Consider the following 14,466-nt stretch of genomic DNA (forward strand, 5'->3'; position numbering starts at 1 on the left):
ATCGCATTCGGGAATTCAGATGTACGAAGAATACTGGCGCCTGCAAGCTCGCCCCTTTGAAAACCGCATCGGCCACGAGCAATATTACCCAGCCGAGTCGCACCAGGCGGCTCTGTTGAAACTTCGGTATGCCATCGAAAACCGCCGCGCCGCCGCGCTGCTGTGTGGTCCCAGCGGGATGGGTAAGTCGTTGATTGCCGACATGCTATTACGACAACTGGATGATACATTTCGTCCGCTGCAGCACGTCGTTTTTCCGACGTTGGAAAGCAGCCAATTGCTACGCTATTTGGTGCAACAAGTCGATACTCAAAACAGCGAATGGCCGCGTGAAACTTCGGCTGACTTGGTGCGCTTCGAGCGGCTGTTGGTCAACAACATCCAGGCTGGGCGCCATGGGGTAATTGTGGTCGATGAAGCACATCTGCTGGAACAGCATGGCCTGCTCGAGCCGCTACGGCTGCTATTGAATGTGGCTGCCAATCAATCGCCAGGAGAGTCTGCCTGGACGTTGGTCTTGGTTGGACAACCCATCGTGCTGTCGCATGTTGAACGTTACCAGCCTCTGGACGAACGATTGGCGGTCAAATGTATGCTCAATCGACTGCTACCCGAAGAAACGGTAGGATACATCCAGCATCGCTTGCGTGCCGTAGGAGGTGACAGTCAACGCGTGTTTAACGAAGCGGCTCTGGAACGCATTCATCAGCTTGCACACGGCATTCCTCGTAAGATCAACCGCCTGTGCGATCTAGCGCTGATGGTCGGCTATGCTGAAGAGTGCCCGATCATCAGCGCCGACGTTGTGGCCAGCGTTCACAACGACTTAGTCACGCCCGTGGTAGGCTAGGTAGCTACCGTCACCAGAAGGTGGAGGTTTTGGGAGTGGCAATGTCTGCCGGTGGTTCCACCACGCTCTGGGCCCGCGTAGCCACCAGTTAGAAGTGCCACCAGACAGCCACGCTGGCAGTCAAGACCGAGCTGGCTAGTGACCAGACCCCAGTTTGACGACTAGCCCCTATGGCTGATATCATCCTGGCTTGATTCACGCGCCTGACAAGTGTGCCGGCCAGACTAGGAGAGTCCTTCGATGAGCCCCAATGAACGCCCCGATTCCAACGCAGCGGATGATTCCCATTCGGAGGGGCGACATGCTGAACGTCTCAATTTCATTGAACAGGAAGTCGAGCACGATCTGCAACAACCCAAGCTGGCCGGCCAGACCTTTATCAGCCGCTTTCCACCCGAGCCAAACGGCTATCTGCACATTGGTCATGCAAAGAGCATCTGCCTGAATTTTGGCTTGGCCAGAAAGTATGGTGGCCGCTGCAATCTGCGTTTCGACGATACCAATCCCAGCAAGGAGGATCAAGAGTATGTCGATTCCATCATGCAGGATGTGCGCTGGTTAGGCTTTCAGTGGGACGAACTGCATTACGCTTCCGACTACTTTGACCAGTTATATGAGTGGGCAATTCAACTGATCAAAGCCGGCAAAGCATACGTCTGTGATCTGACCAGCGAACAGACTCGAGAGTATCGTGGCACGTTGACACAGCCGGGTAAAAACAGTCCCTACCGCGATCGCAGCGTTGAGGAGAACTTGGTGCTGTTTCAAGAGATGCGCGACGGCAAATATCCCAATGGTGCGCGGACGTTGCGCGCTAAGATCGACATGGCTTCCGCCAATGTAAATCTGCGCGACCCAGTCATGTACCGCATCGTGCACGCGCACCATCACCGCACCGGCGACCGCTGGTGTATCTATCCGATGTACGACTGGGCTCACGGTCAAAGCGACTCTCTGGAGCGCATCACGCATTCGATATGCACTTTGGAATTTGAAGATCATCGCCCACTGTACGACTGGTTTTGCCGCGAGCTGGGCATTTACCACCCGCGACAGATGGAGTTCGCGCGACTGAATCTCTCGTATACTGTGATGAGCAAACGCAAGCTGCTGCAGCTTGTCCAAGAACGATATGTTGATGGCTGGAATGACCCGCGTATGCCAACCATTAGCGGGCTGCGCCGACGGGGCTATACTCCCGACAGCATTCGACTGTTCTGCGAACGCATCGGGGTTGCTCGATTCCACAGTACCATTGATGTTGGCGTTTTGGAAAATGCCGTCCGCGAGCACCTGAACGCCGTGGCCGCGCGAGTCATGGCAGTGCTGAACCCAATCAAAGTTGTGATTACCAACTATCCTTCCGACAGCGTCGAAATGCTGGACGCGATCAACAACCCAGAGGATCCTTCAGCCGGATCGCGGTCGGTGCCGTTTTCACGTGAGCTGTACATTGAACGCGATGATTTTATGGAACAGGCGCCGCGCAAGTTCTTCCGGCTGACCGTCGGTGGCGAAGTGCGTTTGCGTTACGCCTACATTATTCGCTGCGACGAAGTCATCAAAGATTCCGCCGGCCAGATCGTCCAGTTGCAGTGCAGTTACGACCCCCAGACGCGATCGGGTGGCCCCAACGAATCAATGCGCAAAGTTAAAGGCACGATCCACTGGGTCAGCGCAGCGCACAGTGTGCCCGCCCAGGTCCGCCTGTACGATCGACTGTTCTTGACCGAAAATCCGGATGAAGCCCCGACAGGCAAAACGTTCTTGGATAATCTGAATCCCAATAGTTTGCAGAATCTAACCGCGCATGTCGAACCAAGTCTCAAATCGGCCCGGCCCGGTGAGCGCTTTCAGTTTGAACGACTAGGCTATTTTTGCGTTGATGATGATTCGAACGCTCACCAGTTGGTATTCAACCGCACGGTGGCCTTGCGCGATTCGTGGGCTAAAGAGATGCATAAGTAGCTCAGCGAAGGAGCAATGTCGCAGAGCATTTCCGTTGTTGCTCGCTGAACCTCGGAAAGTCGTCTGGATCACTGTCGCATTTTCTGGCGCAGTCACAATCCCGCAGGTTTACCCGGCGGATAGTTCGGTTTTTTTCTACTTTTGCACGAAGCCGAAGAATCTGCTGAACAAGTCAGTGGAATTGGATCGTGAGCAACTCAAATAAGACCACCATTGGGCGAGGGTACCTGCCTACTCCAAAACGATTGTACCAGCGGTCGCTCGACCGCGCCGTCTGGCCTTCACGCGCAGGTACGGCGCAATGAAATGGCAACGATGGCCAAACGAGCCGGGCAGGGCAGTGGGGTCGGCGTGGTTGGGTTCAATCAAGTCTTCAATGACAAAGCCGCTACGGCAGATGCCGCCCAGTATGGCCTGCCAACTGTGCGCGAACTCGCGTGTGCCGGGCTCGCGCAAGCGGCTGGGCTGGCCGGCTGGTGGGACTGCTTGAGGATCGTAATAAGCGTGCTGGATCACATAGCGCCCGGTGAATGTCTCCAGGGATGCTTGAAGATTGAGCGGCTGTTTGTGCTGGCTAATGTACAGGCCATCGGGTCGAGTCACTCGAGCAATCTCGGCGAAGACTCGATCCACCGACGGCAGATAGCAGGTACTGACCGGATGAATCACCAGATCAAACTGCTCGTCGGCCAACGCCGACAAATTGTCCATCGACGTTTCGATCGTGCGTATATCCAGTTTTTTTCGCCGCGACATTTCGCGATCTTTGGCCAGCATCTCAGGGCTCAAATCCACGACAGTCACCTGCGCTCCCGCCGCTGCATATAACGGTCCGTGACGTCCCCCGCCGGCAGCCAAACACAGCACTCGCCACCCCTGAATTCCGCCGTTTAGCCAGCCAATGCCGTCCACAATCTCCAGTGGACGTCGCAGCTCGTCGTCACTGGCCGGTAACGTCAGCACATGATTGGCCGCTGACATATCGTCCCACGCCTGCTTATTGTGCCTCAACACGTCGGCTGGTTGCGGTACAAGCCTGTCGATCATTCGTCCCATATTCTTAACAATTCGTGCTGCCTAATGTAGTACTTTGCATTTATCAGAAAAACCAACAAATCACCGTCCGGCTGAAAGCATTCAACCAGTGCCAGCCAAGCCTGGCGCGGGCAACTTCCTTTCAGCTCGACACGGGCCAGGCGTCCGCCAAAATCATACAGCATGCCATCGACCTGCCAGGCTTCCCGTGCGGCACGGTCTCCCCATGGCCCATCCGCCGTCCAGACAAATGACCCGTCAGGCTCAATGTGCATGCGCGGCAATTGTTCCAGCATTTCACAAGCACGCTCGAAACTATGTTCCATCTGCCGCTGCACAATCGAGCCGCTCGGCTGGCTGTGTGGCACAAGCACACTGCGCAACCGAATGCCATAGTAATCAAACTCGGTACCGGCCCGCAGATCGCTACTCGGTGTACGAAACAGGTGTAGATTCAGTGCAGGTAGTTTCATCGGGAGGCAACGATATAACCCAGAATCGCTCCCAACAGCAGCGCCAGCGGGACCACGATGGCAACGGTTACGGCAACGATCATCGCTGCACTGGTGGTCGGCTGAATTGAAGGCGGCGTGAGCATTGATTCCGGCAAGCTTGGCGTACCCGCAGCTATGGCCGCTGGCGCGCCTCCACTGGGCATCAGCAATCCGAGGTCTGGTGCTAATGAGTCACAGGCGGATGGATTCCTGTCAGGTCGGGGGATATTCGTGGATTCCGCCGCATCTGAACCCAGTGCGCCGTCGGTGCCAACCGACCCTAATGATCGCTCGGTGCCCTGCAGACTCTGCCCAATCGAAGCCTGTGATCGCCCATCATCAACCAGCGAGGTTTCACTAATCTCTTCGTGTGATGGAGGAGGTGGGGCCATCCACGGCGAGCGTGTCATGCCAATCGTGCCCAAGCTGTGTTCATCGCTGATCCAGGGCTCCAACCGTGCGGCTACCTGAGCTGCACTTGCAATCCGCTTGCTAGCGTCCTTCTCCATCATGTCGGCGATGATGTCTACGAAATCTTCGGCAATGTCGGGCACAAATCGTCGAGGGTGCATGGGGCTATCTTCTAAGTGCCGCCGCAATTTCGACTTGGTGTCTCCGCCCGGGAAGGGAACCTTTCCGCTGACCGCATAGTACAACGTGCAGCCCAGCGAATAAATGTCCGATACCGACTGGACTTGCAGCGGTGTGCGAATCTGTTCCGGCGATAAGTAGTCGGCAGTACCGACTATCTTGCCGGCGCGAGGATCGCTGACCAGGTCTTTGGCAAATCCGGCCAGCCCAACATCGGAGACTTTGGCATCGCCGTCGGGCGTGACCAGGATGTTGCCCGGCTTGACGTCGCGATGCACCAAACCGGTGCGATGCGCATAGTCTAGTCCTAAGGCGGCATGCATGATGATCTTGGCGGCTTGAGAAACTGCCAACGGCCCGTGACTTTTGACCAGTCGCCGCAAATCCATGCCTGGTACAAATTCCGTCACTAAATAATGCACATTGCCGTCTTGCCCTGCATCATAGGCACGCACCAAGTAGGGACAGTCCAGTGCTGCCTGCATGCGAATTTCATGCACAAAATTTCGCCGCGATTCAGAAGTGGCTCGCGATTGCGGCAGCACTTTCACAGCACAGATACGCCCCATCACATGATGCACCGCTTTGAACACCTGACCCATGCCACCTTGCCCAATCCAATCGGTGATGACGTATGAGCCAAGGCTAAACCGAGTGCGCCCCGTGAGCAATTGATCGGCTTGGTAGGCGGTCACGATCTCTTGCTCGACCAATATGTCCGCCAACAATCGGTCGGAAATTAGTTCGGCTTGGGAGACTCCCTGTTGCGTCAGGCGATGACGGGCGACCCGCAAGCAATAGTCCAATTGCTGGCGTGAAACCAAGCCGCTGGCCAGCCCCGAGGCTTGCAGCAATGTACCCGTGGTTTCCGTGGACATCAGTTGGTCCTGTTCCGTCTAGCGATGATTCGAACACAGCCGACGATTCCGGCTGCAACTGTGCAAAACCGATCGTTCGACTGGTTGCCGTTTTTGTGATTACGAAGACAATTGGGCGGTTTTCAGCACCTGCTGCCCAACTAGTATATCCAAGATGAGCGGTCGACTAATCGCGATTGGTGATATCCACGGCTGCCGCGCCGCCTTGGAGACGCTGTGGAAGGCCATCGATCCTCAGCCCACCGATTGTGTGGTAACTCTGGGGGACTATGTGGATCGTGGTCCCGATACCAAAGGCGTCATCGATCGTCTGATCGAATACTCAGGTCAATGCCAGCTGGTTGCCATACAAGGCAATCATGAAGAAATGATGCTGGATGTGGTCCGCGAAGGCCAGCCGCCCTATCGTTGGTTGCAATATGGTGGCGTTGACACTTTGGATTCTTACAAGTTCAGTGGAGATTTGAAGGTTATTCCGCCTGAACACCATGTTTTTTTTAATTCCATGGTGGATTACTTCGAGACCGAAGACTTCATGTTCGTCCACGCCAATTACGACCCCGAATTGCCGTTGGCAGAGCAAAATCTCGAAATGCTCCGCTGGGCCAAGCTGTCTGAAGTACTGCCGCCTCCCCACATCAGCGGCAAACGCGTCGTGGTAGGGCATACACACGATCGCGCCGGGCAGATTTTTGACGTTGGTCATCTGATCTGCATTGACACCTACTGCTATGGCGGCGGCTGGCTGACCGCCCTGGATGTGCATTCTGGGAAAGTCTGGCAGGCCGACCGACAAGGCCGCCTCAAGGCCTAAAGCTTTCGGGCGAAGCTGGCCACCAGCCTGGCTCTGCACGTCACCTTGGTCTGCTCTGCGTCCGCCCTCTGGCGACGGTGGCTACCCGCAACCGTTCGTGAAACTCGACTTAATCGGCACTGCGGTCGTAATCGGAAAATCTTTCCAGGTTTGCTTATTTCAGTTCCAGCGCCTTTCCGAAAATCCCTTTCAGGGGAAAGGCATTTCCCCTAGAAGCACAAGCTAGCAATAAAGAGGGGGACTATCATGGGCCAGAACTGCCAATGGACAATGTGTTGCGCAAGTGGCCGACGCCTGCGGCAGTGGTGCATGTGGGCAATTTTGATGTGGATGGCCACCGGCACCAGCTTGTGGGCGCAGTCTGGGGCGGTCAAACAGGCGTCAGCGTCCAAGGTTTCAGCACGACTGGCAACTTGCCCCAATTGCAACCAGGATCAGTCGGCGGGCGGTCACCGCTCAGCAGCGCCCGTTCCAGTGCCCGCAGAGCATTTCTCCAACACGCCGATCGCGCTGGATGAGACTTCTAGTCGTTCACAAGAAGTGATGGAGGATGCTTGCAACTGCGGCTGCGTGTCCGGTTGTTCAGATTGTCGTCAAACTGGCTGCCGTAACGGTTGCTGTACTGACGGAGGCTGTGATTGTGGAGGTAGAGCAGCTTGCCGTGGCGATGACGAATGCTGTTCGGTGGGGCCACGAATATGTGGCGATGGTTGGCCTCCCGGTCCCCTTGCGCGGCTGTTGTGTCGCCTGAGCGTTCGAGCCGAAGTGCCACTGTTTTGGCGCAAAGGGCACGATACGCCTCCACTGGTATCCACAGGTCCGTCTGCGGCAGCAGCCGATACGAATATTTTGCAGCAAGGCGATTTCGGTCAAGATGCGAACGCAGGCTTCCGCATAACGCTATCCACATGGCTCGACCCATGCCAAAACCATGGCATTCAGTTTCGCTTCTGGAACGCCGGCACTCGCAACGATAACCATCTCTTTGATTCCGACAGTACCCCCATCCTCGCCCGCCCCTTTCGCAATACGTCGGTCAGTGGATCACCAGCCAATGATACACAAGTGATCGCTGCTACCGGCGACAGCACCGGCTCGATCGCGGTGCGCGGCTGGTCCGAGCTTTATGGGCTGGATGTCAACCTGAAGCGCCTGTTGTATGCCGATCGGTTTACGCGACTGGATTGGACGTACGGCTACCAATACTTCACGCTCGGCGAACGACTGCGCATCGACTCGCAGACAACGCTCATTCGCGACATACCTCCACTACAAACAGGCACTACTATCGGTGTCATGGATCACTTTCAAACGCAGAATCGACTGCATGGCACGACATCCGGGTTTATGTGCACGCGGCGCATCGCCTGCTTTCAGCTAGAGAGCATGTTTCGCCTGGGCATGGGCAATCTGAATCGCGAGTTAAGTGTGCGCGGCAGTACAACCACAACCTCTGGCAATACGACCAATACCGAACAACAGGGCCTGTTGGCCCGCGAAACGAACCGCCGCACGATAATCGACAACACCTTTGTGATTTCGCCAGAGGTTGGTGTGAACCTTGCCTGGGCGCTCAGCCCGATGGTCGATTTTACGGTCGGCTACAACTATTTGATGGTCCCCAAAGTCTATCAGGCCAGCGGGTTGATAGACCGTGACTTGACCGTGAATCTATCTGATCCGCTAACCGGATCGCTCGATCCATCGCTCCGACTTTCGCCCACGCGTTATTGGGTTCGCTCGTTGGGGTTAGGCCTGCAGCTTCGGTACTAACCGTAGGCTGTGTGCAGTGATCCTGATACCAACAATTGCAACTATACGGCTGTCGATTTACACAGGTCATCGTCTATTCAAAAGTTGGTTGGATCGCGCAACGCACCACCTGAATAGAGTTGGTTTGGCTGTACTTGATTCGCATTCACACCGTTGTGTGAAACCGGAGCGACCGCTCACGACACCCTACGAATCTCAGGACCCTCTACGAATCGCCTCGAAGTGAACGCATGAGCCCATTGACACCTGACGGGGTACCATCCGACGATAACAGTTTACTCAGCCACTCCAGCAGGCAGTGGCTGCACGATCACCTCCAGCAACGGCGCAATCATCGCTGCCGCATCGTATTGACCGGTGGTCCCGGAGGCGGCAAGACCACGGCAGCAGACCTATTTCGTCGCGAGATTGGTCAGCGGGTAGTCATCGTTCCCGAGTCGGCTACCATGCTGTTTTCAGGCGGATTTCCGCGCAGTTCAGAACCACAGGCGGCCGCTGCTGGCCAAAAAGCCATCTATCACGTTCAGCGGCATCTGGAGGATGTCCAGGCGTTCTTGTTTCCCGATCGCATCTTGTTATGCGATCGAGGTACGGTTGACGGAGCGGCCTATTCGCCCAATTCGCCCGCTGAATTCTTCGGCGAACTGGGGACCACGCTCCAGGCCGAACTGGCTCGGTACGACGGCGTGATTTTCTTCGAAAGCGCCGCTATTGGCGGCCTAAGAATCGAAGGCGGCAATCCCATTCGCACCGAATCGGTTCAGCAAGCCGCCAATTTGGATTCGCGCTTGCGCGAGCTGTGGATGCACCATCCGCATTTCGTGTTGGTACGCCACAACGCCTCGTTTATTAAAAAGATTACGCAGGCACTTGCCGAACTGGACAAAATGGTAAGCCAGTTCAACCAGTCCAGCCCACTGTAGGATGCGTGCAGCGTTCCGCACTACCCAACATGGCAATAACCGCGAAGTCACTGCAGCAACAGCAACGCCTCCCCACATCTAGGTCGTAATGCCTTGGTCGTATCGCGCAACGCACCATGGCACATCGAACCATGGCGCATCGCACCATGGCGCATCGCACCATGGCTGAACTACCGCCGCAACGAATCTCGAATTTCCCGCAATAGCTTGATATCCTCCGATGGCTCGGCGGGGGCAGTTACCTCCTGCTTCTCGAATCGCCTCTTGGCATTGTTCAACATTTTGACAACCACAAAGATCGCCATCGCGATCAGCAGAAAATCAACTACAGTCTGTAAGAATGGACCGTAGTTGAGAATGGGATAATCCTGCATCGCCATGGCGATCGAACCGTCTTCGTTCTTGACCACCGAGCCATCAGGATTCAACTTCGGTGATTCGGTAGTTACCTTCAAGGCCAGTTCGGTAAAGTTCACTCCATATTTGGCGGTGAGCAGATTCAGGGGGGGCATGACGATATTGGCCACCAACGAGCTGACGATTTTGCCGAACGCGCTGCCGATCACTACGCCTACGGCCAAGTCGACTACGCTGCCTTTCATGGCAAATTCACGAAACTCTTTGATCCAGCTCATTTTGGGCGCCTCCTACTTGGGACTCTAAAACGGAACGAACAACAGCCATGACACGTCGCCCAGTATTCTACACGATGGCAGCCTGCCCAGCGCCACGACCAGCGTTACGGTCTACTTGGGCTCAGTAGCTTCGCTCACAGTAGGAGTTGCAGCTGACGAATTTGGCTGTGCCATTGGCGGACTGGGTTTCCATGCGAGCACGGCTGCTGCCATGTCTGGCATGTGCAGTTTCAGATACTCGGTCGCCAGTTTCTTGCGAGTTTGAGGTCTGTTGGGTTGCATTGCAATGGAGGATTCCAAGGCGCGAATCGCCGCTACAGAATCACCACTGCTTGCCAGTATTTCACCATAGGTGTCTAACCGTTCCGCATCGGGGCCGCCAACCTGAATCGCCGTTTCAATTAACTGCTTGGCACGAGCCAACTGACCGGGCTGGTGACGAGCCAGGCACAGGGCCAGATTGTTGAGGATGTACGGATTGTTCGGAGACAAGCTAACGGCAACTTCCAGATGCACGATTGCCTGCTGGAATTGGCTCTGACGGATGTTACTGATCCCCATTAGCAAGTGTGAAATCGCTGTGGCGCGGCCTGCGGCGATCTGTTCGCGTAGATGCCCCACTAACTTGTCGTTGGTTATCCGGCGCAGTGCCACCAACTCGGCGATTTTTTCCTGCAACACAGGGTTGGTCGAATCTGCGGTCAGGGCCATATCCAGTAACGTCAAATCAACCTCATAGCGCTCTTCGGTTACCTTTTTTGTCTTCTCGAATCGCAACAAATACGCGTCGGATAACAAACGCTTCAACTGCGGATCTTCTTTGTATTCGCTCAATCCCTCAGTCGCCAGCCGAATGGCTCGCTCGTCGTCCTCGCCCACAAGCAACAGTGAAACTAACTGCACATAGTCTTGATCCGTAGCGGTACCTTGCTGGAATTTTTGGCGATTGTCATCCAGTAGCTGTTGTCTGACAGTCAAGTATTCTTCTTCCCGACCGTTGCGCTTGGCGATCTGGGCGATGCGTACCTTGGCCATGGGATCACTGGAGGAAAGGTCGCCCAGAATGGCTAACGCTTCAGTCACACGACCGTCGCGCTCAAGCAGGTCTGCATACACGTTCATGAGAGCTGGAGTAACATTTGGCCACGCGCGCGCCGCCTCTAAGTCATGCAGCAACTCATTGCGCTCCTTATTGTTGGAAACGGCCTTGGTCTGAATTTGGTCGGCAGCTAACCACGCATGTGCGCCGGCGAATCCGCGCGCTCCTAGCGGCGCAATGCGGCGCATCAATTGGCGGGCTTGCCCGGCGCGCCCCTGTTGACCAAGTGCCGTGGCCACCAAATAAATCGCGCGATCGTTCGAGTTGGAAATCTGAAATATTCTTCGGAGCAAGAGCATCGCAAACGGAGTTACATGCTCGTCATGCACTAGCGTGAAACTCTTGCCGCCAGGTCCACTTCGAACTTCGGCCACTGCTGGACTGGATGTCTCGGGTGCTAGCTGGTTTGCAGCCATTTCGGATTCCACCAGGTTCCAATAGGTTTCCAATTGATTATCCGAACCAACCCAAGGAATAAGCGATGAGTGGATCAGCATAAAAGCCAGTACCGCGATCAATGGAATCGCAAACATGGCATTCCACCAACTGCGGGTGCGCAGCCAAGAGATCCATAGTTCGTACAAACCAAACACAAACGTACCGGGACTAAGCAATAGCCGCAGCAAATCTACAAATATTTGAAAGGTGGTAACCATTTTTTAATTGCGTTTTATATGCCTTGCAGTCAATTGACAGCAGCATTCTGCAGCATTCCAGAAACCAACCTGGACTGTATGGATTTTCTAATCGTTGCAAAAAAGATTTGTAGATCGTCGATCTGCTGCGCCGTCAACCGTTCGCCCGACTCGCAAAATACAAAAATTTCGTAGATTAAACGACCAGAATTGCCTAGCTGGTTATCGGCTGTCAGTCGCGAGATTAGCGGCAACCCAGCGCTGTCGTCAGTCTGCCGAACAGGACAAGGTTTCAAGTCATCCTGCAGACCACATTGCCAAAGATAGTTGTGACCACCCAGATCGTTCACGTACTGACACCAGTACCAGGGCCAGGCGGATTGGGCATCAGCGTCGCGGTGCAGTTGAATTATCGGAGCCTTAGCTATTCGGGACTTGATTTCCGGCGGTTGCCACTCCAGTTGCGGTGCTTTTAGATGAACTTGAACCATCAGACCCGACCAGCGATAGTCAACTTGAACTGCCAGCCGTCCCTTGGTTGACTCTGAGTCCGACATTGCCACATCGCGTTCTGGCCAGGCAACATGGAGTAACTCGAACGAATCGAGCCGTTGTGGAAATAGGCGATCATCGACGACCGCTGCGAAGGGCTGTAAGTCCAAATTCGGGTGAACGGTCTTGGGAGGCACCAATCCGCTGACACTAATCGCCACCAAGCTGGCTACCAAGCCGCTGACCAGCAACAATCCGCTAATGGTCAATGCAGCCGTCGCGTGCCACCGAGTGCCCCATCGAAGGTCTAACTCGTTGACCACTTTCGATCCTGATTGGACCTGAAGCGACTGTAATTCGGCCTGTTCGTCAGGGTCCTGAGGTAGTTCCAAGACGAACGTTTCCTCTTTCGGCCAAATCATCAGCTCGTTGGCAGCCGCAAATATCGGTAGCGTCTCGGGATCGGTCATCGGCACTGGACGAAGCATGGCAGCCACCACTCGATCCGAGCAGATCAGCAGCAGCATGATGCCCAAAATTGCTCCCCCTGCAATCCAGTAGTGCGCCTGACCCATTGCCCAATTATCCTGATAGTGCGTCAAGCCATACGTTGTAGCCAGCATGGCCCCAAAACGCCCAGCCATGACCCATAATGGCAATACCATGAACAGCAGCAGGCAATGCAACATACTGGCTGAACGAAACCAACACCCAATGGCGGTGCAGCAGATGACAGCGTACAAGCTGACTCTGTGACTGAGCACCGACGAGATCGCGACCTGACCCTGCTTGACATACAGCACGGAATCTTCCAGCAGGTTAGGTATTTGACGGCTGTCCAGCGCTTGCGAAGACATTTGTCCAGCGGTCTCGGTCAACCAGCGATCTAAATCGGTATACAGGCCCGGTACCGGAATGGTAATCGCTAACAGGCATCCCCAGCCAAACACTTCATACCACGCCTGCTGACCGCAGCGCACTAACCCCCAGGCGACCAAGAAAATGGCAGCAGCAGCTTGAACGAACTCAAACTGCCATTGCATGACGCCCACGGCGAAACACACCGAGGCTACAAGATTAGCGGCAATCGCTATTGCGATACGCCAGTGATTCTGTGTTAGCTGCCAACTTCGACAGGTGGCTGAGACAACGACGGCCACAAACAGCCAAACCAACACGCCCAATTGCGTTTTGGGGTCAGCCCACAGATGCATGGCTTGCCCAAATAGCAGCGGCCCGATAGCCAGGGCTGGCAACAGACCGGCAACCAGATTCCATACGATTGGGCCAGAAAGAGCCATCCCACGCAACTGCGGCTCCGCCTCCGGAACGGCGGTTACAACCGGAGGAAGTTCATCGCCCACGGCTGCTCTCCTAGACCGCCGCCAACAAACCAACAGCTAACCCACCATCGAACTCACACAATAATCCTCCACATGAGGACTGATGGCGGTCGGCCCAATTCTCCATGCTGGGATGGCTATAAAAAGCGGAATCAGACGGAACTCAATCGCCGACGTCGGCTACAGACACCAAGTGTGCCCAGCGCCAAAAGTGCAAACGATGACGGCTCAGGAATAACTCGAAATTGATTGCGATAGGTTTCGCCCGAGACAACCTGGAACACAGGGTTCGTGGATGCGGAATTCACAAGCGTGCTGCCATCATAGGTTGCGTTGGGAACAAACTTGAATCCATAGATGCCCGAGGGAGTCGCCCCTGAGATGTCGAATGTAAACGTTCCCAGCTTAACTGCAGTGGCCAATGTACCGGCCGGCGGGAGTAATAATCCACTACCAATCGTCGCGCTGTAAATCACGTCGTGCCCCGGTGCGCCAACCGGATCAGGAGCGTCATCCACATAGACAGTTCCAGCCACCGGAATACCACCGAAGTTTGTAAAGTAATTGCCGGGAATTCCCGCACCATTGTATCCATCCGCAACGCTAGATACGTCAAACGCCAAATCAAATGCGGTAAACGTAATGGGCGTAATTGTGGCCGTGTTATAGCCGTAGATGGGAATTTCGACGGCGGTGTCTCCAGGACTGAAAACATACTCCGTCCCATCTCCGACTACGACATAGAAATCAGCCTTTGCCTGGAACGCTCCCAAGGAACATAACCCCAACGCTAAACACATTGAAGCCAGTCTCGAAATATTCATGTCCATTCTCTCTTCAAAGATGAAGTAAATACATAATATTTGTTCCGGACAGGCAGCTTGGCCAGGCCAAGCCGCCACGTCCTAATTGTACATAGTTTTTACTTAACTGCTA

General features: G+C 54.9%; 12 protein-coding genes. 5 read left to right on the plus strand and 7 right to left on the minus strand.

Annotation, left to right across the window (positions count from 1 at the left end; translation table 11 throughout):
- Positions 1 to 19 precede the first annotated feature (19 nt).
- The gene (locus KF752_18145) at positions 20 to 850 is read left to right on the plus strand and encodes an AAA family ATPase (GenBank protein ID MBX3423480.1); all 831 of its coding nucleotides are present in this window, start codon (positions 20 to 22) and stop codon (positions 848 to 850) included.
- A 240-nt stretch (positions 851 to 1,090) separates the two neighbouring features.
- On the plus strand, positions 1,091 to 2,818 hold the full coding sequence (locus KF752_18150; GenBank protein MBX3423481.1) for a glutamine--tRNA ligase/YqeY domain fusion protein: 1,728 nt from the start codon (positions 1,091 to 1,093) through the stop codon (positions 2,816 to 2,818).
- 231 nt (positions 2,819 to 3,049) lie between these two features.
- Here the strand turns inward: KF752_18150 and KF752_18155 are convergent, their stop codons facing one another.
- The 3 genes from KF752_18155 to KF752_18165 form a co-directional block, all read right to left on the minus strand.
- A complete protein-coding gene (locus tag KF752_18155) occupies positions 3,050 to 3,799 on the minus strand; it encodes a class I SAM-dependent methyltransferase (protein ID MBX3423482.1) in 750 nt (249 codons plus the stop codon).
- 62 nt (positions 3,800 to 3,861) lie between these two features.
- Complete coding sequence (locus KF752_18160; protein MBX3423483.1) at positions 3,862 to 4,326, minus strand: hypothetical protein; 465 nt, start codon at positions 4,324 to 4,326, stop codon at positions 3,862 to 3,864.
- A complete protein-coding gene (locus KF752_18165; protein MBX3423484.1) occupies positions 4,323 to 5,816 on the minus strand; it encodes a serine/threonine protein kinase in 1,494 nt (497 codons plus the stop codon). Before KF752_18165 ends, KF752_18160 begins: the two co-directional genes overlap by 4 nt.
- A gap of 154 nt (positions 5,817 to 5,970) precedes the next feature.
- On the opposite strand from KF752_18165, the gene KF752_18170 reads away from it, so the two are divergent.
- The 3 genes from KF752_18170 (at position 5,971) to KF752_18180 (ending at position 9,326) form a co-directional block, all read left to right on the plus strand.
- Complete coding sequence (locus KF752_18170; GenBank protein ID MBX3423485.1) at positions 5,971 to 6,630, plus strand: serine/threonine protein phosphatase; 660 nt, start codon at positions 5,971 to 5,973, stop codon at positions 6,628 to 6,630.
- A 246-nt stretch (positions 6,631 to 6,876) separates the two neighbouring features.
- Positions 6,877 to 8,403, plus strand: coding sequence for a BBP7 family outer membrane beta-barrel protein (locus KF752_18175; GenBank protein MBX3423486.1), 1,527 nt, complete (start codon positions 6,877 to 6,879; stop codon positions 8,401 to 8,403).
- 230 nt (positions 8,404 to 8,633) lie between these two features.
- Positions 8,634 to 9,326, plus strand: coding sequence for an AAA family ATPase (locus KF752_18180; GenBank protein MBX3423487.1), 693 nt, complete (start codon positions 8,634 to 8,636; stop codon positions 9,324 to 9,326).
- 170 nt (positions 9,327 to 9,496) lie between these two features.
- Here the strand turns inward: KF752_18180 and mscL are convergent, their stop codons facing one another.
- The 4 genes from mscL to KF752_18200 all read right to left on the minus strand — a co-directional run bounded on the left by mscL (position 9,497) and on the right by KF752_18200 (position 14,354).
- On the minus strand, positions 9,497 to 9,961 hold the full coding sequence (mscL, locus tag KF752_18185; GenBank protein MBX3423488.1) for a large-conductance mechanosensitive channel protein MscL: 465 nt from the start codon (positions 9,959 to 9,961) through the stop codon (positions 9,497 to 9,499).
- Positions 9,962 to 10,072: 111 nt separating this feature from the next.
- Positions 10,073 to 11,716 carry a hypothetical protein gene (locus KF752_18190; protein ID MBX3423489.1) on the minus strand — a complete coding sequence of 548 codons (1,644 nt, stop codon included), beginning with the start codon at positions 11,714 to 11,716 and terminating at the stop codon, positions 10,073 to 10,075.
- 29 nt (positions 11,717 to 11,745) lie between these two features.
- Positions 11,746 to 13,551, minus strand: a complete 1,806-nt coding sequence (locus tag KF752_18195; protein ID MBX3423490.1) for an exosortase/archaeosortase family protein — start codon at positions 13,549 to 13,551, stop codon at positions 11,746 to 11,748.
- A 131-nt stretch (positions 13,552 to 13,682) separates the two neighbouring features.
- A complete protein-coding gene (locus KF752_18200; protein MBX3423491.1) occupies positions 13,683 to 14,354 on the minus strand; it encodes a PEP-CTERM sorting domain-containing protein in 672 nt (223 codons plus the stop codon).
- Between the last annotated feature and the right edge of the window lie 112 nt (positions 14,355 to 14,466).

This window comes from Pirellulaceae bacterium (assembly GCA_019636385.1).
In the GTDB taxonomy this organism is placed as follows: Bacteria; Planctomycetota; Planctomycetia; order Pirellulales; family Pirellulaceae; genus Aureliella.

Bases quoted from the DNA above. Each gene is read 5' to 3' on its own strand.
- KF752_18190 (MBX3423489.1), bottom strand. From the start codon at position 11,716: ATGGTTACCACCTTTCAAATATTTGTAGATTTGCTGCGGCTATTGCTT.
- KF752_18145 (MBX3423480.1), top strand. From the start codon at position 20: ATGTACGAAGAATACTGGCGCCTGCAAGCTCGCCCCTTTGAAAACCGC.
- KF752_18175 (MBX3423486.1), top strand. From the start codon at position 6,877: ATGGGCCAGAACTGCCAATGGACAATGTGTTGCGCAAGTGGCCGACGC.
- KF752_18170 (MBX3423485.1), top strand. From the start codon at position 5,971: ATGAGCGGTCGACTAATCGCGATTGGTGATATCCACGGCTGCCGCGCC.
- KF752_18150 (MBX3423481.1), top strand. From the start codon at position 1,091: ATGAGCCCCAATGAACGCCCCGATTCCAACGCAGCGGATGATTCCCAT.
- KF752_18180 (MBX3423487.1), top strand. From the start codon at position 8,634: ATGAGCCCATTGACACCTGACGGGGTACCATCCGACGATAACAGTTTA.
- KF752_18200 (MBX3423491.1), bottom strand. From the start codon at position 14,354: ATGAATATTTCGAGACTGGCTTCAATGTGTTTAGCGTTGGGGTTATGT.
- mscL (MBX3423488.1), bottom strand. From the start codon at position 9,961: ATGAGCTGGATCAAAGAGTTTCGTGAATTTGCCATGAAAGGCAGCGTA.
- KF752_18155 (MBX3423482.1), bottom strand. From the start codon at position 3,799: ATGTCAGCGGCCAATCATGTGCTGACGTTACCGGCCAGTGACGACGAG.
- KF752_18160 (MBX3423483.1), bottom strand. From the start codon at position 4,326: ATGAAACTACCTGCACTGAATCTACACCTGTTTCGTACACCGAGTAGC.
- KF752_18165 (MBX3423484.1), bottom strand. From the start codon at position 5,816: ATGTCCACGGAAACCACGGGTACATTGCTGCAAGCCTCGGGGCTGGCC.